Source organism: Endozoicomonas sp. G2_2, assembly GCF_017744135.1.
GTDB lineage: Bacteria > Pseudomonadota > Gammaproteobacteria > Nevskiales > Salinisphaeraceae > Salinisphaera.
In genome coordinates, this window is record NZ_JAGHQU010000006.1 from 17,610 (window position 1) to 42,127 (window position 24,518).

The following is a 24,518-nucleotide window of genomic DNA, read 5'->3' on the forward strand; positions in this document are numbered from 1 at the left end:
ATACTGCCCTTGCGCTGGTCTTAGAGTTCGCCGCGCTCACCTTTCACGGCGCCCGAACTTACGCAAGTACGACAGGGCACGTTTGATTCCGTTGGCTCGTCCACGTGACAGCTCAAGCGTGACACCACTCAGGATCTCCCGTCGGGCAGGCTGCTCCGAACGGAGGCTTTGTTCAACAATAAAAGCCAGCGCATCTTCGACCAGCTCCATCCGTCCGGCTTCGGTCTGGTGCCGCTCCAAACTGGAAAAATAATAGTCCCAGCCGACTTTCAGAACTTTCGTCCAACCAAGCTCATTTAGCAGGTCGAAAGTCTCCTTGAATCTCGGTGAGCTTTCGTGAAGTTCAATCTGCATAATGCCATGGTTGGTTCTGAGAAGATCTCGAGCGCCAAGCAATACGCTGTATTCATGCCCCTCCACATCGATTTTTAAAACGATGTTCTTTCCCCGCATGCTCAGTAGTTCGTCAAGCGACTGGGTCCTGATCGTGTCTTCAGACGCATAGGGAAGATCCTTGAACAAGTGCGTATCGCTGATTCCGTTGCCTCCGGAATAATCGGACATTCGACGAAAGCTGGCCGTTCCAGCCTTATCCGAGAGCGCTACATCCATGATTCTGATCTTATCCGCAAAGCCGTTCATTTCGGCATTGCGCCGAATCTCATAAACACAGTCTGACATCGGTTCGAAAGTAAACACTTCCGATATGTTGGGTCGCGCCGCCAGGAAGATCGAATAGACCCCGATATTGGCACCAATATCGAGAAAGGCGACATCGGGCAAGCTTTCGGCCATTTTCCATAGAAAAAATGGTTGAACCGGCTCGAAGACTTGCGTGAGCTCGTTTCGTTTTTTCGAAACAGAAGTCCAGCGAAATTTGTCGTACATTACATACGCCTTTTCGACTTAAGGGCGTCGCACACCGCCCCAATAATCTCGTTTTGGGCCGCCTCGTCCATATAGGGATGCATGGGCAGGCTCATGACCTGTTCGGCAGCCTGCTCGCTTTCGGGGAGCGCGGCTTTAATGTCTTCGACGGCGGGCTGGCGGCTGAGCGGGAGCGAATAGTGCACGGCGGTGGGGACGCCCTGCTTCTTCAACTGCGCCTGGACCGCCTCCCTGTTCGAGACGCGAAGCGTATATTGCGCCCAGGCGCTCGTCCTGTTCGGCCCGATCACGGGCACGGCCAGACCGGCGTCCGCGAACGCCGCATCATAGCGGTCGGCCACGCGCTGGCGGGCGGAAATTTCATCGTCGAGAATCGCCAGTTTGGGCAGCAATATAGCGGCCTGAAGCGTGTCCAGCCTGCTGTTTATTCCCACACGGACGTGATAATAGCGGCGTTCTTGACCGTGCCGCGCGATTTGCCGCGCAACCTTGGCAATTTTGGGGTCCGAGGTTAAAAGCGCCCCGCCGTCTCCATAACAGCCGAGCGGCTTGGAAGGGAAAAAACTGGTGCAGCCGATGGTCGCCAGGCCGCAGGACTTACCGCCCTCATACGACGCGCCAAAGCTTTGCGCTCCGTCCTCGACAACGGCAAGGCCGTGCCGCCCGGCAATGGCGTTGATCGCGTCGAAATCGGCCGGCTGTCCGTAGAGTGATACCGGCAGGATGGCCTTCGTCCGCTCGGTCAGCGCGGGCTCAATCAGCCCCGGGTCAATGTTGTAACTGGCGGGGTCGATATCGACATAGACGGGCTTCGCGCCCAGAAGCGCCGCGGCTTCGGCTGTTGCGATATAAGAGAAACCGGGCGTGATGACCTCGTCGCCCGGCCCGACGCCCAGCGCCATTAGCGCGATCTGCAACGCATCGGTGCCGTTCGCGCAGCTTATGCAATGATCCACACCGCAATATTCAGCGAGCCTTTGCTCCAACTCGTCGACTTCCGGTCCGAGTATGTACCGACCGTGCGCCATAACACCGTTTATGGCGGTCTCGATTTCGGTGCGAAGCCGCTCCTGCTGTGCTGCTAGATCGACAAAGGGAATCATGCCGCTTCTCTCATGCGGACCTTGCCGTCGACCAGCTCGTAGACGTCTCCCGTCGCGCTGCATGTGGCAGTAGCATTACCGGCGAGCGGAAGGTCGAGCCGCACTCCATGCGAGCTCATCCAGCCGATCTGGCGGGCGGGCACACCCGCCATCAGGGCGAAATCGGGCACATCGCGCGTAATAACCGCACCGGCACCGACAAAAGCGTATAGGCCGATGCTCACTCCGCAAACTATCGTGCAATTGGCGCCCAGCGTCGCCCCGCGTCTAACATGAGTAGCGCGATACTCATCCTTGCGCTCCACGAAAGAACGTGGGTTATAGACGTTGGTAAAGACCATAGAAGGCCCACAAAAAACGTCGTCTTCCAGCGTTACTCCATCGTAGATGGGGACGTTATTCTGTACTTTGACGTTTTTTCCGAGCGTCGCACGGTTACCAATAAAAACGTTTTGCCCCAAGGAACAATTCTCACCGATAACGGCACCGGCCGATACGTGCACCCAGTGCCAAATTCGCGTTCCCGCACCCACCATTGCCCCCTCATCTACAATAGCGGTGTCGTGTTTCTGGTAATCGCAACTTTCACGTGTCACGTCTAGTACTCCAGGGGCAACGCAACTTGCCGACCGTCGCGCGCAGAGAGATACGTCGCAATGAGCAGCTCCAATGATTTAAGACCTTCCCGGCCATCGGTCAGAGGTTTGGCCTCCCCACGCAACGTCGCAATCACGTTGTCGTAATATGCAGGATGGCCGAAACCATATACCGATCTTGTTTCGTAATTTACCCGTGTGATCTGCTCATCTTCGGGCTTAGGCTCGTCGAACTCCCAGTGCTGGATTTCGTTTACTGCAACACCCCCAACGCGCACTGTTCCTTTCTCTCCGAGAATGGTGATCGAGCCTTCTAGATTTTTGGGATAGGTCAGCATTGTGACCGCCATGCTGCCGAGGGTGCCATTTCGCCAGCGAATATTTAAGACTCCAGAATCCTCAACTTCTATATCGCGCCCCTGCGTCGCAGTAAAGGAGTGCACGCACTCGACTGGGCCGATAAGCCATTCAAGCAGGTCTACGTAATGACTAGCCTGATTCATGAACGCGCCACCATCGAATTCCCAAGTACCGCGCCAGCCGGCACTGTCGTAATACTCTTGGGGTCGCGTCCAAAACACGTTCAAGTTAACCATGTAGATGCGCCCAAAGCGGCGATCTTCCACTGCTTTCTTGAGTACTTGTAACGTCGCGTTATGTCGGTTCTGTTTGACCACGAATAGCCGTACACCTGCGGAGTCACAAGCTTCCACCATGCGTGTGCCGTCCGACCATCGAGTTGCCATCGGTTTTTCAGTAATCACATGCCTCCCCTCCTGCGCCGCCATAATCGCTTGTTGCGGATGAAGACCGCTCGGAGTGCACAGCACAACTGCGTCGGGATCACTCTGACTGAGCAATTCGCCGAGCGTCTCGTGACCCTTGGCACCAGTTCGGCACATCGCCTCCTGTAATGCTTGCGGATTATCATCACAGACGGCGACTAACTCTAGATTCGCGCTATGCTGCTCGATAGCTTCCAAATGCTTCTGCGCAATGCGACCGCAGCCGACAAGTGCTAAACGTATTTTTCGATTCGTTATTGGCTTCGACGTTACGAACATAGGTCGGAGTGCCTTATGACTTAGTAATATTTGCTGTAAGGCATATTAATGCCTCAGGGTTGGTAACAGTGGGTTTACGGCATCTTGCCTATTAAAAACCACCTTCAGTCGAACTCAGCCCATCTCATTAGTATTGATAGGCGTAGTACCCGTATTTGCCGTAGCCATACTTACGACGATCGACTCTCAGCCCGTTGAATATGGCGCCGGTGAGCTTGATTTCGTCCCGGTGCATGCGGCGGATGGCTTGATCCACTTCGTGTCCGGTACTGTGTTCGCTGCGCACAACAAGGAACGTGGCGGCGGTGCGGTTGGCGACGATATTGGCATCGGTCACGTTCAGGACCGGGGGCAAATCGAATAGGACGTAATCGTACTGGTTTTCGAGTTGCGCTTTCATTTCGTTGAAGTGGCGTGAGATGAGCAACTCGGCGGGGTTGGGCGGGCGTTTGCCCGTTGTCAGCAGGTCCAGGTTATCGACCTTCGATTGCTGGATAACGTCCTTGACGGCGGCATCGCCGGATAGCACCTCCGAAAAGCCAGGGGTCTGCTCAAGATTGAAAGTGCGGAACAGCTGGCCGCGACGGAGATCGGAATCCACAAGAAGCACACGGGCACCGGTCTGGGCGATGAGTGCCGCGGTGTTCGCGGCAATGAAGCTCTTGCCACAGGCCGGTGTGGGGCCGGTGATCGCTATGAACTTGGTATCACCCTCGATCATGGCGAACTGCAGGCTGGTGCGCAGGCTGCGGATGCTTTCGACCGTGGGATCGTCCGGCTTGTGCACGGCGAGCAGATTGAAATCGCGCTTGCGGCGCTTGATGGTACCGACCCAGCTCGAATGCGGGACCGTGGCGTAAACGGGCAAACCGTATTTCGACTCGACTTCGTTCGGGTCGTCAACGGTCACGCGCAGCAGCGCGCGGGTGAGAATGAGCAGCACGGCGATGACGATTCCGCCGAGCAGCCCCACGAACAAATACATTGTTCGGGCGGGCGACACCTTGCCGCTACTGGCATAGGCGCTATCCACGATATGGGACACGCCGGTGATGCCGGCCTTGGTAATCTCAAGACCTTGGGAGGTGTTGAGCAGCTGTGTATACAGCTGGTTATTGACCTCAACGTCGCGGCGCAGTTGCAATAGATCGGACTCTGCCTGGGGCAAAGTCTTGAGTTGTTCCTGCAGTTCCTGGCGCTGGCGCACAAGGCTCTGGCGTTTTTCGTTCGCGGCCTGCACCTGCGGTGCGCGCTGCGTGTACTCCTGAAGGAGTTCCTGGCGCTGGAGTTCGGTTTGCGCGATTTGCTGGTCAATGTTTGTGAGGCGCTGGAAGATCGACTGCGCTTCGGCGCTGAGATCGAGCGTACCGCTCTCGGTCTGATAGGCGCGCAGTTTGGTTTCGGCCTGATCGCGCTGTTCGCGCAGCTCCGGCAGTTGTTCCTTCAGGAAGTCGAGACGGCGTTGGGCCTGTTCCGATTGCTTCTCGACGTTCTGTTCGATATAGGACGCCATAACCGCGTCCAGCCGGCGTTCGGCTTCGGCAGAGGAACTCGCGGTAAGCGTGAGGTTCAACAGGCCCGAGCCCTGCGGCTGCTCCACGATCGATAGCCGGGATTGCAGGCCGGCGACCGCTGACGGATGCGGAACGTAGCGCACGGAAAAATAAGTGCCGGGCTGGGCGTTGAGCGATTCGACGAACAGACGGACAGTACCAATGCCCTGCAGGTTTCCGGTCGCGGTGGTGCCGACGCGACCTTCGAGCACGCGGTCGCCTTCCGGCGTACGCAGTGTGTATTGACCGCCCTCGCCCGCGATCAGTTTGAACGCGGCCGATTTAACCTCCGCCGGCATTTCGATACGGGTGACGTTGACCGATTCATTGCCCCAGGCGTAACCGCCGACGAGCGGCACGCTAAGCGTGCCGCCGAAGTTCGCGCTCACGAATCGGGCAATAGGCTCGCCGATGAGCGGGAAATAATCCGGGGCTGCACGCACGCGCAGGTGCAGCTCGTCTACCGCGTCGCTGATGACAGAGCGAGAGCGGAGAACCGCGGCTTCGGCACTGACGGCCTTGAGCGCGGAACCGCTGCTGGCCATCTGCTGTTCCATGAACGCCTGCGGCGCCATGTTCTGGCTCTGCTCCACGCGCATGAGCGACGTGGCCTGATAAACGTTCGGCGCTTTCCAGGCGAAGTACGTCGCAAGCAGCAGCCCGACGATGGCGAACAGCAGAATCCACGGCCAGCCGTCCAGAATGGTGCCGATATATTCGCGAAGGTCGATCTCCTTTTCTTCGTCGCCGTTGCGTTCGTCGGTAGGGTTCTCTGCTGCTGCCAAAATACGCTTGCCTAGTTGTTGTTGTCGCTGATGTTGTCGTACAGCAGATAGCTCTGCGTGATCGCGCTAAGCGAAGGGAGTACAAGCGCCAGGGCACGGTTGAAGTTCACGAAACTGGCCGGCGCGGCGAAGATGACGTCCCGCGGTTGCAGCTGGAACTGATTGGCCAGCAGCATGCCGCCCGGATTGCTCATATCGAGCTCGAACACATTGGGCCGCATGACGGTGCGCAGGCCGCGGCCCTGCTCGGTCGTGGTGCTTTCGACGAAGCCGCGGATGACATAGATCGCGCTGGTATCGGCGCTGGCCAGGCTTACGCCACCCGCGTCGGCAATCGCGTCGCTCAGATACATGCCGCCAGTAGAATACGGCAGGGCTGTCTGCTGGCTGAACTCGCCCACCATGAACACGCGGTTGGCGCTATCGTCGATCAGCAGACGGTCGTCCGGCTCGAGCGGAACAGGCCGGCCGGTGGCGTAGATTTCGTTGAGATCCAGCGCGATCGATTCGCCGTTGCGCATGAGCACGACGTTCTGTACACCGACGCCGCCGCCCTCTTTCGAGGCCAACGTGTCGCACTGATCGAGCGCCTGCAGCACCGTGAGTGTGATGTCCGTAATGGGCACGGTACAGGGTTTGACGATATCGCCCGATATATAGACGCGCTGGCTGCGGTATTCACGCACGCGCACATCCACCTGCGGTTGGCGAATGAACTCGGACAGGCCGTCGGCAATGCGTTCACGCATTTCCTGCAACGTGCGCCCGGCCGCCTGCACCTGGCCGACGTACGGGTAATAGATATTGCCGTCGGCACTGACCAGTTGGCCCTGGATGCCATCGTTGCTCGTCGTGCCCGCCGGATTGGTCAGCTCCGGATGGCCGAAAACGATAATCTGCAGAATATCGCCCGCACCGACCGTGTAGTTGACCGGCGCCGAACGTGCAGCCGAGATCCGCTGTTGGTCTTCGCCGAGTGTACGGCTGGCCTGCTGCTTCTGTTGGTAATTGATCAGCCCGGGGGTGATCTGCAGCACGCGCGGCTGGTAATCCACCGGTTCTTTCGACAGTTCTTCGTCGTATGTCGCCGAGTCGTCATTGCCGAAGTCGTACCAGCGGCCGTCGACCGAGCCGGAGTCGTAGCCCGGTAACGCACAGGCGGTTGTCAACAGACCGCCCAGTACGAGCGCCGCATAGACTTTTAGCGTTCGTGCCCGGGCGCGCGTCGCGCCGCCACCCACAACTTCGTTATTCATACCGACTTCCCCCAAAACCACTGGCCGCTCTGCTTTGTCTGATGCATGCAAAATAATTGCGGCAAATATCCGAACCGCCGCTCCGGTGTTGCGCGTTAGTATGCCGCACGGCTGGTTATTACGTCCCAAAATTTTTTGTTTCAGGAGGCGTCAAGCGCGCCCGCCACTGTTCCAGCGCCTCAACGAGCTCGGCGTAGACCTGCTCGAAAACATCGGCACTCAAACGATACGGGTCTTGTATATCGAGACCGGTCGTCCAGTGGCTGGCCAAAAATATACGTCCGCGTGCTTCCGGATAGTTGGCCGCCAACCAGTCGCGCTGCGCCTTTTCCATGACCAGCACAAGATCATGCGCCTGAAGCATCGGGCGGGTGATCTGGCAGCCGCGGTGTTCGGCGAGGTCGAGCTTTTCCCGCTTGGCGATCGCGATCGCGGCGTCCGGCATGCGCCCCCCATCGACCGCGCCCACACCGGCTGAGGCAATGGTCAACGACGGCAACTCGCGGCGTAGCCAGCCTTCCGCCAGCGGGCTACGACAGATATTACCCGTACAAACGCACAATATGCGGTTAATATTCATACACTTACGGAATCGCAACTCAAGCCAAGCGCGGCTCGTTATCTCACGCTCGCTTCACCGCGCAGGTTGTCGATCTGATCAACCACACGAATTTTGCTGTAATCCCCCTTGGGCGGCCGCAACGCGACGCAGGAGGCAATAAGCGCCTGGCTGACCGCTGCGTCGAGGCGCGGCGCGTTCCACTCCATGCCGATGGTGAGCGTACCGTTTTCGATGGCGGTCTTGCTGTTATCCAATCGGACGTTATACCCGCCGGTTGGCCGCTGCCCCATCTCGACAATCACGACGCCGCCGCTTGCCATTTCGGCATCGAATTCGTTGATGCCGCGGTAGTCGACCCAATCACCGAACGCTGAGGCATCGGGGAAATACAACACGTTGGAGTCCTGCGACGCGGTCCCGCAATACTGGCTTTCGCCAATAACCTTGGCCTGCGGGCCACCATGGCTGGGGCCCATGGCACAGGCGGCCAAAGCCATGAGCGTCAAACCGGAGAACAACAGTCGATACATAGAAGAACTATCCAAACGTGGCTCGATCGAGCGATGCGGTCGCGATGGCGACGAAGCCTATCATGTTGCGGTTCGGCAGAAGATGAACGCACGCGCAATCTTGCGACGCTTCGGTCGGATTAGCGGTCCGGCGTTGCACGACATCTACACGCAGCTGCGTGACGCGAACGACGACAACGGTCCTGCTCGGCCCTGATTTCAGTCCACAGCAGCAACGAGCTCGTTTTCGATGTAACCGTTGCTACACAGATAGTCGACGATCTGCGTCACGCCGTCGGCGATGCTGGTTTCGCCAGTGCGCACGTGAATTTCCGGGTGGTCCGGCGCCTCGTAGGGCGCGCTGATTCCGGTGAAGTTCGGGATGCTGCCGGCACGGGCTTTCTTGTACAACCCTTTGGGGTCGCGCTGTTCGCAGACGTCGAGCGGCGCATCGACGAATACCTCGATGAAGTCATCATCGCCGCGCTGCGAGAGGTTTCGCGCCATATCGCGGTCCTGACGGTACGGCGAGATGAATGCGGTGAGATTGATGATGCCGGCATCGCGGAATAGCTTGGCCACCTCGCCGATGCGGCGGATATTTTCGATACGGTCTTCCGGGCTGAACGCCAGATCGCGGTTGAGGCCGGTCCGCACATTGTCGCCGTCCAGCCGATACGTGCGACAACCCATACCGTAGAGCCGCTCTTCCAGAGCGACCGAAAGCGTGGACTTGCCGGAACCGGACAGGCCCGTGAACCAGATCGTGAACCCACGATGCTGGTTCAGCACTTCACGATGCTTTCGCGTGATCGTGCCTTCATGCCAGACGATGTTCGAGCTTTTGCTTTTGTTCATTACAAACCTTCAGACAAGCAAACCACGGCGCCGTAGCGCCGAGCGAACCCTCGTTCAAAACCTGCTATTCAAAATCAGCATTCAAGACCCGACGCGAGCGCAGGAAGGACTTGTGCCGCGCGCGCACGCAATCGAACGTTGCACCATTCAGACAGCGCCGTACGCGCCGGGTTGATCTCGATTGTCGCATGACCGGACGCGGCAGCCTGTTGCACGGGTGCCGCGATGTACGGAAAAACCGCCGTTGTACCCACAGCGATCACGAGATCGAAGCCCTGCGACAACGCGAACTCGTAGCGGCGCACCGCGTCGTCGGGCAGCATCTCGCCAAACAATACAACCTCGGGCCGGACGATTCCTGCGCACACCGTGCACCGCGGTGGCAGCGAGGCAAATTGCGCATAATCCTCGACAACGCGGCGATTGCCACAGCGGGTACAGCGCAGCCGATGGGTCGTGCCATGCATCTCGATCACGTCGCGACTGCCGGCCGCTGCGTGAAAACCGTCGACATTCTGCGTAAGCACGCAGAAACGATCGAATCGCGGCGCCATCCGTGCCAGCGCGGCGTGGCCTTCATTGGGCTTGGCGCCGCGACAGGCGCGTTCGATCTGCGCGATGTACTTCCAGGTCAACGCCGGATCACGCGCGAACATGTCGCCCGACAACGCGTCCTCGATTGCGATGCCGTCGTCAGTCAGATCGCGATCGTACAACCCACCGACACCGCGATACGTCGGCAACCCCGAATCCGCAGACATGCCCGCCCCCGTAATGACAAGCACGCGACGGGCAACGCGCATCATCGCAACGGCGCGTTCCATATCTTCCTGCGCGAGCGCGGTGTCTTCCATGCGCTGCGCATGGGACGTCGAGTGATGCATCCGGTTAACGATGACGGGCTGGCTTTGCCCGGCTATTCTGCCCGACCCGTTCGATGTCGCCAAAGCTGACGACAGGTGTGGGCGACGACTGGGAGAAAACACCTCTTGGCGCATATCCGAAATCTCGTGATCGTCCTCGGCGATCAGCTCGACCCCGACCTGTCGGCGCTCGACGACTTCGACCCGGAGCGCGATGTCGTGTGGATGGCCGAGAACGAGACCGAGGCGAACCATGTGTGGTGTCACAAGAAACGCCTCGTGCTGTTCTTCGCCGCCATGCGCCACTACCGCGTAGCGCTCGAAGACCGCGGCCTGGCCGTGGATTACCACGCGCTGACGGCCGACCGCCGACACGACAGCGGCAACGACTTCGACCAGATCCTCACGGCTGCGATCCGACGCCTGAAGCCGCACAGGCTGGTGATGACCGAATGCGGTGATCACCGCGTACGCGAAGTGCTCGAGACCTGCGCCCGGAACAACAACCTGAACCTGCAAGTTCGCCCCGATCGACATTTCTATTGCGATCTGGACGCGTTCGACGCCTGGGCCGACGAGCGCCAGTCGCTCGTGCTCGAGGACTTCTACCGCGCCATGCGCCGCGAGCACGGTGTGCTGATGGCCGGCGACAAGCCCCGCGGCGACGCCTGGAACTTCGACAAGTCCAATCGTGAAAGCTTCGGCCGCGGCGGGCCTTCCGACCTGCCCCATGTACGCCAGTTCCGACCCGACGAGATCACCCGTGACGTGATCGACATGGTCGACGCCCGCTACACCGAGCATCCCGGCGATACCGACGGGTTCGACCTTCCCGTGACGCACGACGAGGCACGCACCGCGCTGCGCGACTTCGTCGATCACCGGCTGGCGAACTTCGGCGCCTATCAGGACGCGCTCTGGACCAATCTGCAGTTCGGCTACCATTCGCGGCTGTCCGCCGCTTTGAACCTGCACCTGATCAGCCCGCGCGCGTGCGTCGACGCCGCGGTGGCCGCTTACGATAACGGCGACGCGCCGATCAACAGCGTCGAAGGCTTCGTGCGCCAGATCCTCGGCTGGCGCGAGTTCGTGCGCGGCGTCTACTGGCGCGAAATGCCCGGCTACATCCGGCGCAACGCGCTGCGTGCGCAACTGCCCGTTCCCAAGGCGTACTGGGACGGCGAAACCGACATGGCATGCGTGCGCGACGCAATGCGTAACGTGCTCGACAACGGCTACGCCCACCATATCCAGCGCCTCATGGTGCTCGGCCTGTTCGCGCTCAACGCCGGCGTGCACCCGCGCGCTTTTCACGACTGGCATATGGCGATGTATCTCGATGCCGTCGACTGGGTCAGCCTGCCCAACGCGCTGGGCATGAGCCAGTTCGGCGATGGCGGCATACTCGGTACGAAACCGTATTGCGCGTCGGGCAATTACATCAACAAGATGAGCAACTACTGCAAGAACTGTCGGTTCGATTACCGTAAGGCCACCGGCGAGAACGCATGTCCCGTCACCACGCTTTACTGGGATTTTCTCGACCGCAACCTCGACCAGTTCGCCCATAACCGCCGCATGGTTTTTCAGGTCAAGAATCTCGAGAAAAAGCGCGACGACCCCGAACTCATGAACGCCATTCGCGACGACGCCCGCGCCTTGCGCCGCCAGATCAAACAACAGGACTATCTATGAAGCAACGAGCGATCGTCTGGTTTCGCCGCGACCTGCGGCTGGCCGATAATCCCGCGCTCAGCGCCGCGCTCAACAGCGATTTCGATGCCATCGTGCCGGTGTTCATTCATGCGCCGGACGAACTGGGCGCCTGGGCGCCCGGCGGCGCACAGCGCGTATGGCTGCACCTCTCGCTCGAACGGTTGAGCGCGCAACTGGAAGCGCTGGGGTCGCGCCTGGTCATCCGTCACGGGCCGACCCGCGAAGCACTCGACACGCTAATCGAAGAAAGCGGCGCGACCGCCGTTTACTGGAACCGTCTATACGACCCGCTCACCATCGCCCGCGACAAAAACGTCAAGAAGCATCTCGACGACAGCGGCATCGAAACCGCCAGTTTTCAGGCGCACCTGCTGCACGAGCCATGGACTGTGGAAACCAAGCAGGGCGGCCCGTACAAGGTGTTCACGCCGTTCTGGAAGGCGATCAAGGACCGTAACCTGGACGCGCCGATGGCCGCGCCGGACGCCCTGCCCGAAGTCTGGTCGCGAATCGGCACCGAAACGCTGGCGTCCCTTGACCTGCTGCCACGTCTCGACTGGGGTCGCAGAATACGCCAGACGTGGACGTCCGGCGAGGACGGCGCGCACGAACGCCTGGAGCAATTCCTCGATAACGCCATCGACAACTACGACAACGATCGTGACCGCCCTGCTCGGCACGGCACGTCGTATCTTTCGCCGCATCTGCACTGGGGCGAGATCGGCCCGCGCCAGATCATGCACCGGCTCGAGGAATGGCTCGACACGCACAGCGGCAAGGCGCTTCAGGATCATGCGGCCAGCTTTCGTAGCGAAATCGGCTGGCGCGAGTTCGCCCACCACGTGCTCTATCACTTCCCCGAAACCCCGGAGAAGCCGCTCGACCCGCGCTTCGAGGCATTCCCCTGGTCCGGCGACGACGAAGGGCTCAAGCGCTGGCAACAGGGCCAGACCGGCATCCCCATGGTCGACGCCGGCATGCGTGAACTTTGGGCGACGGGCTATATGCACAATCGCCTGCGCATGACCGTCGCCTCGTTTCTGACCAAGAACCTGCGCGTGGCCTGGCAACACGGCGAACGCTGGTTCTGGGATACGCTGGTCGACGCGGATCTGGCAAACAACACGCTCGGCTGGCAATGGGCCACCGGCTGCGGCGCGGATGCGGCGCCCTTCTTTCGCATCTTCAACCCGGCACGCCAGGGCGAACGCTTCGACAGCGACGGCGAATACGTGCGGCGCTGGGTACCCGAGCTCGCGAAGCTGGAAAACCGCCATATCCACGAACCATGGAAAGCACCCGCCAAGGCGCTGAAGGTCGCCGGTATCACGCTCGGTGACGATTACCCGCAGCCGATCGTGGACCTGAAGGCATCGCGCCGCGAAGCACTGGAGGCATTCGACCAGATAAAGCAGTCGGACTGACCCGCCGCAATCAAGACCCGGAAGACGGGGCAAAAAAAAGGCTCCCGAAGGAGCCTCCAATTGCTTATCCCGTACATTGTCGTTCTTGGTTACCCGTGCAGGACGGGCATCGACGGGAAGCCAATTCTTTTTCTGCCCGGTGGGCGGTTTATGTTCTACCTCCGAAAGCGCCTGCCGCCTGTGTTATTTTCGTATGGAACGCTGCGGTTCCTGAAACGGCGCGTTTTCTTGATTTCTTTTGTACACGCCCGCCGTGCCGAGGTCAATGTCGTCGCCGTGCCGGGCATTGCCAATCTATCCTGAACTCAGCGCCTTAGCGCTTGGCCCGCGCAACGACCGCGACGCGGCTACACCTTGAGCAGCGTACTCCGGTAATAGGCGAGTTCATCCAGCGAATCGCGAATATCGTCCATGGCGAGATGGCTGGATTTTTTGTTGAAGCCGGTCGCGATTTCCGGCGCCCAGCGCCGCGCCAGTTCCTTGAGCGTGCTCACATCGATATGCCGATAGTGAAAGAACGCTTCCAGTTCCGGCATGTAACGCGCAAGAAAGCGCCGGTCCTGGCAGATACTGTTGCCACACATCGGGGATTTGCCGGCCGGCAGGTATGCCGACAGGAAATCGATCGTCTGGCGCTGAGCCTCGGCTTCATCGACATCGCTGTCTCGAACGCGGGCAGCCAGACCGGACCCGTTGTGCTGTCGCGTATTCCACGCGTCCATCCCGTCGAGCAGCGCGTCGCTCTGGTGCACCGCAAGCACCGGACCTTCGGCGAGCACATTGAGGTTCTTGTCGGTGACGAGTGTGGCGATTTCGATGATGCGATCACTGTCCGGATCGAGGCCGGTCATTTCGAGATCGATCCAGATCAGGTTGTCTTCGGCGTAACTCATAAGGTCGGGATGGAAGATAAAGCCACATTGTGCGGCTGCCCTCGCCCACGCGCAAAGCACAACGACTATCCGCCCACGGTAGCGCCCCTGTTACGGTGAATGCATACCTCGACCAGGAGTACGCAATGACAGCACTTGCCGACCGCCGCTGTGCCCCATGCAATGCGGACAAGCCCGCGTTAGACACGCAGGCGATACAGAACCACCTCGACATGCTCTCCGGTCGCTGGGAGATCGACGCCGACGGGCGTCTGGTGGCGCGGCTCAAGTTCAAGAACTATTACCGCACCCAGGCATTCGTGAATGCCGTGGCCTATATCGCCCACCGCGAAGGCCATCACCCGGATATCAGCTTCGGCTATAACACCTGCCGGATCGAGCTGATCACGCACGCGATCGCCGGTCTGTCCGACAACGACTTCATCAGCGCCGCGAAGATCGACGCCCTGCTCGACTGAGCGCGCCGGTTCGGGCGAGCTAGAACGGCCGCCGGCCGGAAAACGCCTGGCTGAGTGTGCCCGAATCGACGTACTCGAGTTCGCCGCCGATCGGCACACCGTGCGCGATGCGCGATATGCCGGCATCGTGCTGGCGCGCCAGGTCGGCGATGTACTGGGCGGTGGCCTCGCCTTCCACGGTCGCGCCCGTGGCGAGAATCACTTCCTCGACGCTGCCGTCCGCGAGCCGCGAACGCAGAATGTCGAGGCCGAGTTCGTTCGGCCCTACACCGTCGATCGGCGACAGCCGACCGAGAAGCACGAAATAGCGCCCGGTGAAGTCCGTGTTCTGCTCGATCGCCATCACGTCCGCGGGGCTTTCCACCACGCAGACCAATGCGCCATTGCGTCGTTCGTTGGCGCAGATGTCGCAGAGCTCGGCCTCGGTGAACATGCGACACGCGCGGCAGTGCTGCACGCTGGCCATCGCCTGTTCCACGGCTTGCGCCAGATAGCGCCCGCCGTCACGCTCGCGCTGCAACAGATGAAACGCCATGCGCTGGGCGCTTTTCGAGCCGACGCCGGGGAGCACGCGCAACGCGTCGATCAGACGTGTCAAAGCCGGCGAAAACGCCATCGATTCATCTTCCTCGCGAAAAAAGACTGACCGGCGCCATCGCGCCGCTCAGTCGGGCAGGCTTCAGAACGGCAGGTTCATGCCGGGCGGCAGATCCATGCCGCCGGTCAACTCCGACATTTTTTCCTTGGTCGTCGAGCTGACACGCTGCACGGCATCGTTGATCGCCGCGGCGATGAGGTCTTCGGCGAACTCACGGTCTTCCTCGAACACGCTCGGGTCGATCACCACGTTCTTGACCTCGTGCTTGCCGTTCATCACGACCTTGACGAGACCGGCGCCGGATTCGCCGGTAATCTCCATCTTGGCCATCTCTTCCTGGGCTTCCTGCATCTTGCCCTGCATGGCCTGGGCCTGCTGCATGATCTTGCCTAGTTGACCTTTCATAGCTCGTCTCGCTTTTCGGTTGCCGCTTTCGGGTGATGAGGTTTGATGGTTTCGGCACGCAGTTGCGCGCCCAGCCGTTCGCGCAACTGTTGTACGAACGGATCGTTTTCGATCGATGCCACGGCGGCCTGCTGGCGCGCCTGGGCATCTTCCTCGATACGCTGCGCCGGCGTATCGCGTGTTTCATCGACGAATTCGATGACCAGTTTCGGTGTCGATGCGGGCGCCCAATGGCGTGCCAGCGCGTCCTGCAGACTGTCGCGTGCGCTGCCCATCGCCAGGAACTCGTTGGCGCGCGCCAGTGCCAGCACCACCCGCTCGTCATCGAGCCGGCGGCAGACGCCATTGTTGGCCAGCTGCGCGGCAAATCCGCTGATGTTCAGGTCCGATACAAGATCGTGCCACGCATCGACGCCGTTGGCCGTCGCAGCCGGCGTATCGTCGGGCGCGTCATCGGCGTTGTTCTCACTCGCGCTCGCGGCTTCCGCGCGCTCGGGCTCGTCCCCGGTGGTTGCGGCGTTCCCCGCCGCTCCGCCATCGGGTTCCGCCTCGGTTGCCGTTGGGCTGGACGCTTCCTTGGCGGGCACAGCCGATTGCGTCTCCATAGACTCGGAAGCGGGCTGTTGTGCCGGCGCGGGCGCGTCGCTCGCATGCGGCTTTGATTGCGTTTCGCCGGAATCGACAGGCGCCCCTTTGTTCACTTCGGCATCGGGTTGCGGGGACGCTGCCACGGCGGGCCGGGTGTCTTGCACCGCCGGCCCGGGACGTTCGGCAGCCGTCGCACGGTCACTTGCACGCGCCGGGCGGTCCGCCTTGCGCAGCTGTTCCCGAACCTGCGCCACACCACTGGACGCGCTCGTTGTCGCTTTCCGCTCGGGCTGTGGCGTCGCGGCGGGCGTTTCCGTCGGCCCGCCGGACTGTGAAACGCTCAACTGGGCCGGTGCAAATGCCAGCATGCGAAGCACGCACATCTTCACGCCCACGAGCGGATCCGGCGCATGTGCGAGATCGCGTACGCCCGCGACGGCGATATCGTAGAAGACATGAACCGAAGCCGGATCCGCGCGTTCGGCGAGCGATTGCCAGGCCTCGCCGGCGTCGTCCGTGGCTTCGCCAACCACATGAATCGTCGCGATCTGCTGCCACGCCGTGGCCAGCGCCTCGAGCAGGTAACGCATGTCGATACCCTGCGCGTAGAGCGCCGCGAGCGCATTCAGGGCGTGCGCAGCACGGGCATCGACGATCGCCTCGACCAGTTCGGCGACACGCCCCTGGCCGATGGTGCCCAGCATGTCGCGCACCGGCTCGGCCTCCAGCCGGCCGCCACTGAATGCGATCGCCTGATCGAGCAGCGACAGCCCGTCGCGCATGCTCCCGTCCGCCGCGCGGGCGACTTCCGTAAGCGCATCCTCGTCCGCGTCGATCGTTTCGGCGTCGACGATATGGCGCAGCTGGGCCGCGATCTCGGCCACAGGCAGACGTTTGAGCGGAAACTGCAGACAGCGCGAAAGAATGGTCACCGGAATCTTTTCCGGCTCGGTGGTCGCCAGCAGGAACTGCACCCTGGGCGGCGGCTCTTCCAGCGTCTTCAACAGCGCGTTGAAGGAATGCTTGGAGAGCATGTGCACCTCGTCGATGAGATACACCTTCGTACGCCCGCGCGTCGGCGCGTACTGGACGTTGTCCATGAGTTCGCGCGTGTCATCGACGCCGGTACGGGACGCCGCGTCGACCTCGATCAGATCCACGAATCGGCCGTCGTCGATTTCCCGGCAGGTGGCGCAGGCATCGCCGCTGCGACAAGGATGTGCTGTCGTGCCGTGCTCGCAGTTCAGGCATTTGGCGATGATGCGCGCCAGCGTGGTCTTGCCCACGCCGCGCGTGCCCGAGAACAGCAGCGCATGGTGCAGCTTGTCCTGCTCCAGCGCATGCGTGAGCGCGCGTACAACGTGGCTCTGGCCAACGAGCTCGTCGAAGCGGCGCGGCCGCCAAGTGCGTGCAAGCGCCTGAAAACTCATGCGCGAGTACAATCCGATTGGCAGAAATCCGCAGAATGGCTCGTCATGATTCGCCCGGGATGCGCCGCTGTGCCGCGCCGTTGCTCATACGCATGACTATCGCGTTGCAGGCGGCGGGTTTCAAGCGTCGAAGGTGGCGGCCCGCGCCAGCGACACCCCGGCGCCCGAGTCTGCCGCTGCCGCTGCTCCCTTCCGGGCCTGACGGGGTTGACGGCATGTCGTCGCGGGGGCACCGACGCGGGCCACCCTCGAAAGCGGTGGTACGGCCTCGATCGCCAGGCGACCGATCCGTCGTGCGCGCAGACGATACACAAAAAGCGGCGGCTCAGCCAGCGCGGTCTAAAGCGCTGACCCGCGCGCCGTACGCGTGCCCGGAAATACGCCGATCAGCGCATTGGCCCCGAAACACGGATCGGCCCTTGTTCGCGTTCTAGTAGAGCGAGCAGCCGATCCGCCGGGAGCGGCCGACTCAGCAGAAACCCCTGCACTTCGTCACAGCCGATACGCTGCAGATACGCGAGCTGCGCCTCTGTTTCCACGCCCTCGGCCACGACGCGAAGCTGCAACTGGTGCGACAGCCGGATGATCCATTCGACGATCTCGGCCTTGGGCTCGCTGATGTTCGGCAGGTCGGCAATAAAGCTGCGATCGATCTTGAGCTGCTGGATCGGCAACTGCTTGAGATAAAACAGACTCGAGTAGCCCGTACCAAAATCATCGAGTGCGACCTCGATCCCCATGCTCTTGAAGCGCCCGAGCGCACTGCGGGCCTGCGCGATCTCGCGCACCGCGAGCGATTCGGTGATCTCGAAGCTGATATACGCCGGATCCAGCCGGTAGCGTTCCAGACACCCCTGCACCTGGTCCGGCAGGCTCTCGTCGCGGATGCGCACGGCGGACAGGTTCACGGAAATCGGCGGCACGACAAGACCATCGTTGAGCCAGGCCCGAATATGGCCGCCGACCATGTCGAGCACGTTGATCTCGAGTTCGGTAATGAGGCCACAACGTTCGGCAATCGCGATGAAGCGATCCGGCGAAATGAACCCCCGTGTCGGATGCGGCCAGCGAACCAGGGCTTCGGCGCCGACCAGCCGCCGGTCGCCCGTGCGAAACCGCGGCTGGAAATACACCGCGAGGCCGCCGTAGCGAATCGCGTCCCGCAACTCGGATTGCAGCGCAAAGTCGTCGGACATGCGCGCCCCCATGTCTTCGCGATAACGCTGCACGCGATTCTTTCCCGCCAGCTTGCCGCCATACATCGCCATGTCCGCTGCGGTGATCAAGGCATCCAGATCGGCGCCGTCGTTCGGACACAGCGCATATCCCACGCTCGCTGCCAGCTCCCCACCCGCATACTCGACTTGCGAAATCGCCTTGAGCATGCGCGTGCATACCGCCCGGGCATCGTCCTTGTCGGCGATGTCGTTCATGAGCACCACGAACTCGTCGCCGCCAATACGCGCAGCCACGTCGCCGTCGGTCAGCGCATCCCGGAGAACCAGCGCGATCTGTTCGAGCAACTTATCGCCGGCCCGGTGGCCGAGGTGGTCGTTGATGGCCTTGAAGCCGTCGAGGTCGATATAGGCGATCGCGAAACCGACGCCCTGACTTTTCCAGCGCTCCAGGCTCTTGTCGATCCGCTCGTTGAGCAAGGCGCGGTTGGGCAGCCCAGTCAACGGATCATGCCGGCTCATGTGCAACAGCTCGGCGTTCGCGCGGCTTAACGAGGCAACGAGATCGGACGTCGAGTTCTCCAACCGCCGATCGAGGATCGAAACGATCAGCGCGATGGCGAGAAAGATAACGGTCGACGCACCGACGAGCGTACCGAGCCAGACGGTGTCCAGCTTTGCGGACGCGCCGAAGAGGCTGTCGACGCGAAAATGCGCGGCGGCCATGCCCGTGTAGTGCATGCCAGCGATCGCGACCCCGAGCGCGAGCGCGGCGAGAAATTTCCGCCCGAAGCGGCTACCCGCTTGTGCTTGCCGCAGAAACGATGCAATTCGCAGGGCGACGGCGGACGCAGCAAAAGCGATCAAGAGCGATACGCCCACAAGGGTCGGCGTGTATTCGATGCCGGGGTGGAGCCGCATTGCGAACATGCCGGTGTAATGCATGCCGCCGATACCGGCGGCCATCGCGCTCGCGCCCACCACGAGCCGTGCACGCGTCAGCCTGGCGTGCGTGACCGCATTGAGCGCGAAGGCGCAGGCGACGACCGCCATCAGCCACGACGCCGAGGTAATGTCGACGTCGTAGCCCATGTCCAGCGGCAGGCGAAACGCGATCATGCCGACAAAATGCATCGCCCACACGCCGGTACCCAGGGCGAGCGCCCCGCCAGCCAGCCAGCCATAGCAGCGCCAGTCACGCCGTTCGCCCATGCGCCCCACCACGTCCAGCGCGGTATAAGACGCGAGGATCGCGACAACAACCGACAACGCCACCAGACGCTGGTCGTAAGCGCCGGCCATGTAAACGCTTTCCAAGCCCGGCCCCCTCCATGTAACGAGTCCGCCATTACGTGTCGCGCACGGCGCGTCCGAACACCGGCAGTTCGGCAGAGCGGGAAAGAACACCGCTATCGGCCCATATACGGCGCGCCCGCTCGATGCCACGTGGTCTCAGGCTGTAAATCGGCCCGCGCGCCTAAATCTTTATGTATCAGGCAGCTTGCCGGGTCGACACAAGCGCGAGTGCAACGCCTATGCGCCGCGCATCAGTGCCTAAACGCAACCTGATCAACCCGTAAAACGTACGATGCACGCATTGCGCGCAAAACGTCACAATGCGCTATTGCAGGCATTCATTGCGAAAGGACAACAGTATGAAAACGACAGCCTTGCTACTGACTCTCGCGTTCGCCCCGACGCTCGCCGTGGCGGCCAACCAGTGTGAAAAATCCGCCGACGGCGACGTGACCTGTCAGCAGGTCAGCGGCGAGAGCGCCAAGGATTCCGAAACGACGTCGCAGCCGGTCGGCGACGCCCAGCAGACCGAAGATGCGCAGCAATCGGATGAAAAGGAGACGACACAGGGCGGCGAATTCGGCGACGAGACCACCCAGAGTCGAGAAACGGGAATCGAGTACTGATTCGACCGTGGACGCCGGCGCGCAGCGGAATGCGGGCTGGCGCCCGGCCGAAATGGCGGAGAGGGAGGGATTCGAACCCTCGGTACGGGGTTACCGCACACACGCTTTCCAGGCGTGCTCCTTCGACCGCTCGGACACCTCTCCGTTTCGGGAGCGCGGATTGTAACGTATTTCGCCGCGTTACGAAGCCCCGCCTGCGAGCGTCCGCCTCGTGATATGGACGAATCCAGCCAAAGCTATCCAGAAACGCACAGGATATGACCTGCGCTTAAGCGAGCCAGTTTGAAAGACGGGAGAGCAAGCGGCAAAGGCCTGCGTGATCCGCGACAGGCCGACATTGCCCCCTAACGACGGCGTCGACGGTCGGCCGACGGATGAGAGTCTCCCAGGCACGTACGCCGCGTTGCGCCAGATACGGTCTGTCTGGCGGTGTCGGCCTGGGGGCTAGCTTGTTATCGAGCCGCCATCGCCGGCGGCGTCACCAGACAACGGGCCGCGGGGTCTTCGGCGTCGCGATCGGCAGGCACGTCGTCGAAGGTCCCGACCGGTCCGGAAGCGACCTCGGGCACACGCATGCTCGGATCCGGCTCCGGCACATCGAGCCCCGCGGGGCTCTTCAACGGCGGAAACGCCTTGGCGTTCATGTACGGCTGCGATTCGAGACAGGACGGCGTCGAACTGCAGGCCGCCAGTCCGAGCATCGAAAACGCCAGTACGAGTAAAGCCGGTTTAGTCACTGCTACTCCGATAAAAAAGTTATTGACCGCCACGATATCGGCGATCGCATCGTACCACCCGCCCTACGAGCTCACGAGCCCGTAGTCCGCACGAGCGAATGGACCGCGACGACTATTAGCCGACTATCAGGGGCCTGCATCCTCATAATCCTGCCAGTAATCGCCCAGCGCGCGCTGGCCGGTCAAACCGTACAGACTGTAACGGCGCGCCAGCTTCGCACCGCCGTCGCGAGTCAGCGGGCGCCATGCGACCGACGCGTATCGACGGCTCGATTTATTGAAGAACACGTCGAGCGGCATGCTCAGATAAATCCCCTTGTCGAAACCACCCTCGCCGTAGTCATCGCCGGCATCGGTAAACGTCGCGTAGGCGCCGAGACGAACCCCGGAGTCGAACTCGCGGGAAAAATCGAAAGTCGCACCGATGTCCTTCGCCAGGTAGCGCCCTACGCTGATCTTCGCAAGCACGTCCTTGAAACCCGTATCGACATAGGCCGTGGCGTTGCCGACCCAGGTCTCGTAGTCGCGAAGCCCGAACTGCGTATCGAACTCGCGCTGCTTGACCCAGTTCGCATCGATGCCGAAGGCCACGTTGCTGTTGAACGGCCGATAGAGTATTTCGCCACCCGCGCCGGCATACATCTGCTCGAGATAACCGGCATAGGCCATGCCGAACCAGTTATCAGCAAGGCGCGCTGTGCGCGTGTACTGCAGGTTGTAGATGCCAAGATCGGTTTCGTCTAGATATCGCCCGACGAACGTGCGCACGCGCGGCAGATCGGAATCGGCGATGTAGTCGAATTTATCGAAATTGTCTAAAAGCGTGTAAGCGAGCGTGTTCGAGAACCAACCGTGCTCATCGGTCTTGAGCTGCGTATCAAGCCGCGCAAGGATTTGATAGAGATAACCGTCTGGTCCGCCGTAATTCTGGTTGAGACCGGGCGACAGATTCCAAGAAAACACGTCGCCCGCCGATTCGTACACCGTCTCTCCCGCGCTGCTGTCGGCACGAGACTGCGAGGAGGTGATGGACGCAACACCGTGGCGATAGTCGTCGCGACTAAACGTGCTTTCGGGCGCGACTAGAAGCGGGTCTTCCGGCAGCGGCGCACGCGGCAAGATATCCTCTCGCAGATAGAACCCGCGTTCTTTCCAGCGATAACGGAACTTCTGGATATCGCTATCCGCAACGTTGTGCAGTATTTTGTTCGCTCGAAGCTCGGCTTCCGGCATCGACCGGAAACGCGTGGGCTGGCCTTCGACAATCAGTGAATCGGCATCGCGCGTGATCCGTGTCGCCGATATGCCGGCGTTCTGCGAGAGATCGCTCGCCACACGCGACCAATCGTCGGCATGGTGGTCAGTACCCGGTTTGGCCGCGACCGGCGGTGCATCGCTCTTCGGCTGAGACAGGCCCGCCAGGTTTACGCTGAGCGTCGCACCCAACATGGCCGTGTTGCCTCGCTCCCAGGCCGCGGACAATACGAGATTGTCATTCACCCGAAACCGCGCGCCGATGTTTAGGGGCGAATCCTGTTCCTGAGGGTTATTGAGGGGCTCCGTTTCGTAGTCGTTGCCGTCATACTCAAGTTGTAACGTGAGCGGCTTGTAAGGGGTTTGATACTGGATCCCACCGAACAAACTCGGGCGCCCCGAGAAGAGTTGTTTGATATTGAAATCGCCGCCCTGCCCCGTGTCTTCGTCTATACGCTCAGCGAAACGATCGCCGAAGACACGCAGAGGGTTACCGATATCGCCACGCGATCCCAAATAACCCCAACCGAGACCGAGACTGAAGTCGAAATCGTGCCAGCGTTTGTTAGCGACCAAGTATTCGCTGCCGAAAAGCCCGGTGCCGCCGAAGTCGCGAAACCCGACCGCGAGCGTCGGCATATACCGCCCTTCGTCGACCAGTGAAAGCTTGAGATCGACGCCCTTGTCTAGATAATCGCGATCGCCGGCGATGGCCCGTCCGAACAGACGGTTTTCGATCTCCGTATAGCGAAACCCTGCCTCAAACCATTCGAAAGGCTGAAAGCTGAACGCGTAGTGGGTGTAGGGGTCGACTTCGTCATAGGTCAGCGACATTTCACCAAGCGCTGCCATACGGGCCGTGGGCGTCTGCAGCAAACCGACACCACCGAAGTCGCTCTGAAATACCGGTCGGTTGTCGCTGGCGTCGCTTTGGGCGATCGCGCGAGTCGCCCCAAGGGGCAACAGGAACGTCACGCCGACGATGACGATCCCGCGCCCCAACATCCGATTGGGTTGAGCTCTTTCGTCAATCATTTCTTGATTCTTCTTCGACCAAGTTCAACTCGCGACATGCCGACCCAGCCGGCGTATGCGCCAAAAGATGAGCGATAGTGTCGCGAATCCACGGAAACGCCTCGCCGCCCAGGGGTAGTGCAGCAATAATGCGCGTGCCCGGCGATACCCCGGTGTCGCTGTAGTTGAACGCGGCTTGCCCATAATGCTCTATGGCGCCCTCGGGCGTTACTACGGCAACCTTATCGACACCATGCAGTTCAAGCGGGCCATCGCGCCTCGAGAGATCAGAGAGTGCCAGCCCACTCCGCCATTCGACCCGGTCGATTCCACTCGAATCCCACACTTCAACCCAGGACGGTGGCTCACAGGCGCCGATCGCTGCCACGCGTGATAGCGGAGGCGACTGGCTTGGATGCGCCATCAACCACGCCGGGCTCCAGTCGCCAGGCTCACGGTAACGCTCGGTCTCGGACAGCCGGGAGCGCCATGTGTCGATAACGCCCGCCAGGTTACGATACGGCCCGCTCTTGAGCCGCCAACCCAGCTGATCGAACTCCTTGAAAAGGTCTTCTCGCTTCGCCTGTTCGCGAGCACTCGTCGTGTCGGCTCGCAGATACGCGAAAGGCCATTCCACGCTACCGAGTTCCGGAAAACTCAGCCACGCATCGATAAGGCTTCCGGGACGCTGCGCGGACTGTGTTTGCACGAGCGTTGTCGATTCCTGCGCGTAGGACAACGTCGGCAGAACAGCAACGGCCACAAAAGCGGCTAGCGTAATAGCCGCTGCGCGCGCCCAACGACTAAACGAAACCTCGCAACTACAGTTCAAACCCCATTCCCCTTTACATGACCGCTGCCGTCGGT

Annotated in this window: 22 protein-coding genes, 1 tRNA gene and 1 other RNA gene; 4 read left to right on the forward strand and 20 right to left on the reverse strand. The window is 61.1% G+C overall.

Going from position 1 to position 24,518, the window contains the following annotated elements; all coding sequences use genetic code 11:
* Window positions 1–36: 36 nt before the first annotated feature.
* From J7355_RS08540 to J7355_RS08585, 10 genes are all read right to left on the reverse strand, one after another.
* Window positions 37–888 (reverse strand): FkbM family methyltransferase, encoded by an 852-nt coding sequence (locus J7355_RS08540; protein ID WP_209061695.1) that lies wholly within the window; start codon window positions 886–888, stop codon window positions 37–39.
* Window positions 888–1,991, reverse strand: coding sequence for a DegT/DnrJ/EryC1/StrS family aminotransferase (locus tag J7355_RS08545; RefSeq protein WP_209061697.1), 1,104 nt, complete (start codon window positions 1,989–1,991; stop codon window positions 888–890). Before J7355_RS08545 ends, J7355_RS08540 begins: the two co-directional genes overlap by 1 nt.
* Window positions 1,988–2,587 carry an acyltransferase gene (locus tag J7355_RS08550; protein ID WP_348523012.1) on the reverse strand — a complete coding sequence of 200 codons (600 nt, stop codon included), beginning with the start codon at window positions 2,585–2,587 and terminating at the stop codon, window positions 1,988–1,990. The genes J7355_RS08545 and J7355_RS08550 overlap by 4 nt, the downstream gene beginning before the upstream one ends.
* Window positions 2,588–2,589: 2 nt before the next feature.
* Window positions 2,590–3,651, reverse strand: coding sequence for a Gfo/Idh/MocA family oxidoreductase (locus tag J7355_RS08555; RefSeq protein ID WP_209061699.1), 1,062 nt, complete (start codon window positions 3,649–3,651; stop codon window positions 2,590–2,592).
* A gap of 127 nt (window positions 3,652–3,778) precedes the next feature.
* Complete coding sequence (locus J7355_RS08560) at window positions 3,779–5,989, reverse strand: polysaccharide biosynthesis tyrosine autokinase (protein WP_209061701.1); 2,211 nt, start codon at window positions 5,987–5,989, stop codon at window positions 3,779–3,781.
* Window positions 5,990–6,000: 11 nt separating this feature from the next.
* Window positions 6,001–7,245: a polysaccharide biosynthesis/export family protein gene (locus J7355_RS08565; protein WP_209061703.1), complete on the reverse strand. Its 1,245-nt coding sequence runs from the start codon at window positions 7,243–7,245 to the stop codon at window positions 6,001–6,003.
* 118 nt (window positions 7,246–7,363) lie between these two features.
* On the reverse strand, window positions 7,364–7,825 hold the full coding sequence (locus J7355_RS08570) for a low molecular weight protein-tyrosine-phosphatase (RefSeq protein WP_209061705.1): 462 nt from the start codon (window positions 7,823–7,825) through the stop codon (window positions 7,364–7,366).
* Window positions 7,826–7,863: 38 nt separating this feature from the next.
* Window positions 7,864–8,337 (reverse strand): protease complex subunit PrcB family protein, encoded by a 474-nt coding sequence (locus J7355_RS08575; RefSeq protein WP_209061706.1) that lies wholly within the window; start codon window positions 8,335–8,337, stop codon window positions 7,864–7,866.
* A gap of 198 nt (window positions 8,338–8,535) precedes the next feature.
* Window positions 8,536–9,174 (reverse strand): adenylyl-sulfate kinase, encoded by a 639-nt coding sequence (gene cysC, locus J7355_RS08580; protein ID WP_209061708.1) that lies wholly within the window; start codon window positions 9,172–9,174, stop codon window positions 8,536–8,538.
* A gap of 74 nt (window positions 9,175–9,248) precedes the next feature.
* A complete protein-coding gene (locus J7355_RS08585) occupies window positions 9,249–10,292 on the reverse strand; it encodes an NAD-dependent deacylase (protein WP_348523022.1) in 1,044 nt (347 codons plus the stop codon).
* Between J7355_RS08585 and J7355_RS08590 the strand changes: the two genes are divergently transcribed.
* Window positions 10,185–11,732 carry a cryptochrome/photolyase family protein gene (locus tag J7355_RS08590; RefSeq protein ID WP_348523013.1) on the forward strand — a complete coding sequence of 516 codons (1,548 nt, stop codon included), beginning with the start codon at window positions 10,185–10,187 and terminating at the stop codon, window positions 11,730–11,732. The genes J7355_RS08585 and J7355_RS08590 overlap by 108 nt on opposite strands.
* Window positions 11,729–13,177, forward strand: coding sequence for a deoxyribodipyrimidine photo-lyase (locus tag J7355_RS08595; RefSeq protein ID WP_209061713.1), 1,449 nt, complete (start codon window positions 11,729–11,731; stop codon window positions 13,175–13,177). The genes J7355_RS08590 and J7355_RS08595 overlap by 4 nt, the downstream gene beginning before the upstream one ends.
* Before the next feature lie 347 nt (window positions 13,178–13,524).
* On the opposite strand, the gene orn is transcribed toward J7355_RS08595, so the two are convergent.
* The gene (gene orn / locus J7355_RS08600) at window positions 13,525–14,070 is read right to left on the reverse strand and encodes an oligoribonuclease (RefSeq protein ID WP_209061715.1); all 546 of its coding nucleotides are present in this window, start codon (window positions 14,068–14,070) and stop codon (window positions 13,525–13,527) included.
* 125 nt (window positions 14,071–14,195) lie between these two features.
* Between orn and J7355_RS08605 the strand changes: the two genes are divergently transcribed.
* A complete protein-coding gene (locus J7355_RS08605) occupies window positions 14,196–14,528 on the forward strand; it encodes a 4a-hydroxytetrahydrobiopterin dehydratase (RefSeq protein ID WP_209061716.1) in 333 nt (110 codons plus the stop codon).
* A gap of 19 nt (window positions 14,529–14,547) precedes the next feature.
* On the opposite strand, the gene recR is transcribed toward J7355_RS08605, so the two are convergent.
* The 5 genes from recR to J7355_RS08630 all read right to left on the reverse strand — a co-directional run bounded on the left by recR (window position 14,548) and on the right by J7355_RS08630 (window position 20,041).
* Window positions 14,548–15,144, reverse strand: coding sequence for a recombination mediator RecR (gene recR, locus J7355_RS08610; RefSeq protein WP_209061718.1), 597 nt, complete (start codon window positions 15,142–15,144; stop codon window positions 14,548–14,550).
* 63 nt (window positions 15,145–15,207) lie between these two features.
* The gene (locus J7355_RS08615; protein WP_209061721.1) at window positions 15,208–15,531 is read right to left on the reverse strand and encodes a YbaB/EbfC family nucleoid-associated protein; all 324 of its coding nucleotides are present in this window, start codon (window positions 15,529–15,531) and stop codon (window positions 15,208–15,210) included.
* A complete protein-coding gene (gene dnaX / locus J7355_RS08620; protein ID WP_209061723.1) occupies window positions 15,528–17,549 on the reverse strand; it encodes a DNA polymerase III subunit gamma/tau in 2,022 nt (673 codons plus the stop codon). The genes J7355_RS08615 and dnaX overlap by 4 nt, the downstream gene beginning before the upstream one ends.
* A gap of 141 nt (window positions 17,550–17,690) precedes the next feature.
* Window positions 17,691–17,787, reverse strand: an RNA gene (ffs, locus tag J7355_RS08625) — signal recognition particle sRNA small type.
* Window positions 17,788–17,935: 148 nt separating this feature from the next.
* Window positions 17,936–20,041: an EAL domain-containing protein gene (locus tag J7355_RS08630; RefSeq protein ID WP_209061725.1), complete on the reverse strand. Its 2,106-nt coding sequence runs from the start codon at window positions 20,039–20,041 to the stop codon at window positions 17,936–17,938.
* Between the two features lie 338 nt (window positions 20,042–20,379).
* Here J7355_RS08630 and J7355_RS08635 point away from each other — a divergent pair, with 338 nt between their 5' ends.
* The gene (locus tag J7355_RS08635; protein WP_209061727.1) at window positions 20,380–20,646 is read left to right on the forward strand and encodes a hypothetical protein; all 267 of its coding nucleotides are present in this window, start codon (window positions 20,380–20,382) and stop codon (window positions 20,644–20,646) included.
* A gap of 53 nt (window positions 20,647–20,699) precedes the next feature.
* On the opposite strand, the gene J7355_RS08640 is transcribed toward J7355_RS08635, so the two are convergent.
* The 4 genes from J7355_RS08640 to J7355_RS08655 form a co-directional block, all read right to left on the reverse strand.
* Window positions 20,700–20,790, reverse strand: a tRNA-Ser gene (locus J7355_RS08640).
* Between the two features lie 308 nt (window positions 20,791–21,098).
* Window positions 21,099–21,383, reverse strand: coding sequence for a hypothetical protein (locus J7355_RS08645; RefSeq protein ID WP_209061729.1), 285 nt, complete (start codon window positions 21,381–21,383; stop codon window positions 21,099–21,101).
* A 126-nt stretch (window positions 21,384–21,509) separates the two neighbouring features.
* The gene (locus J7355_RS08650; RefSeq protein WP_247739880.1) at window positions 21,510–23,672 is read right to left on the reverse strand and encodes a YjbH domain-containing protein; all 2,163 of its coding nucleotides are present in this window, start codon (window positions 23,670–23,672) and stop codon (window positions 21,510–21,512) included.
* A complete protein-coding gene (locus tag J7355_RS08655) occupies window positions 23,665–24,390 on the reverse strand; it encodes a hypothetical protein (RefSeq protein ID WP_209061731.1) in 726 nt (241 codons plus the stop codon). Before J7355_RS08655 ends, J7355_RS08650 begins: the two co-directional genes overlap by 8 nt.
* Between the last annotated feature and the right edge of the window lie 128 nt (window positions 24,391–24,518).

Bases quoted from the DNA above. Each gene is read 5' to 3' on its own strand.
- J7355_RS08565 (WP_209061703.1), bottom strand. From the start codon at position 7,245: ATGAATAACGAAGTTGTGGGTGGCGGCGCGACGCGCGCCCGGGCACGA.
- cysC (WP_209061708.1), bottom strand. From the start codon at position 9,174: ATGAACAAAAGCAAAAGCTCGAACATCGTCTGGCATGAAGGCACGATC.
- J7355_RS08650 (WP_247739880.1), bottom strand. From the start codon at position 23,672: ATGATTGACGAAAGAGCTCAACCCAATCGGATGTTGGGGCGCGGGATC.
- J7355_RS08570 (WP_209061705.1), bottom strand. From the start codon at position 7,825: ATGAATATTAACCGCATATTGTGCGTTTGTACGGGTAATATCTGTCGT.
- recR (WP_209061718.1), bottom strand. From the start codon at position 15,144: ATGGCGTTTTCGCCGGCTTTGACACGTCTGATCGACGCGTTGCGCGTG.
- J7355_RS08635 (WP_209061727.1), top strand. From the start codon at position 20,380: ATGAAAACGACAGCCTTGCTACTGACTCTCGCGTTCGCCCCGACGCTC.
- J7355_RS08575 (WP_209061706.1), bottom strand. From the start codon at position 8,337: ATGTATCGACTGTTGTTCTCCGGTTTGACGCTCATGGCTTTGGCCGCC.
- J7355_RS08540 (WP_209061695.1), bottom strand. From the start codon at position 888: ATGTACGACAAATTTCGCTGGACTTCTGTTTCGAAAAAACGAAACGAG.
- J7355_RS08595 (WP_209061713.1), top strand. From the start codon at position 11,729: ATGAAGCAACGAGCGATCGTCTGGTTTCGCCGCGACCTGCGGCTGGCC.
- J7355_RS08605 (WP_209061716.1), top strand. From the start codon at position 14,196: ATGACAGCACTTGCCGACCGCCGCTGTGCCCCATGCAATGCGGACAAG.
- J7355_RS08585 (WP_348523022.1), bottom strand. From the start codon at position 10,292: ATGGTTCGCCTCGGTCTCGTTCTCGGCCATCCACACGACATCGCGCTC.
- J7355_RS08555 (WP_209061699.1), bottom strand. From the start codon at position 3,651: ATGTTCGTAACGTCGAAGCCAATAACGAATCGAAAAATACGTTTAGCA.
- orn (WP_209061715.1), bottom strand. From the start codon at position 14,070: ATGAGTTACGCCGAAGACAACCTGATCTGGATCGATCTCGAAATGACC.
- dnaX (WP_209061723.1), bottom strand. From the start codon at position 17,549: ATGAGTTTTCAGGCGCTTGCACGCACTTGGCGGCCGCGCCGCTTCGAC.
- J7355_RS08545 (WP_209061697.1), bottom strand. From the start codon at position 1,991: ATGATTCCCTTTGTCGATCTAGCAGCACAGCAGGAGCGGCTTCGCACC.
- J7355_RS08615 (WP_209061721.1), bottom strand. From the start codon at position 15,531: ATGAAAGGTCAACTAGGCAAGATCATGCAGCAGGCCCAGGCCATGCAG.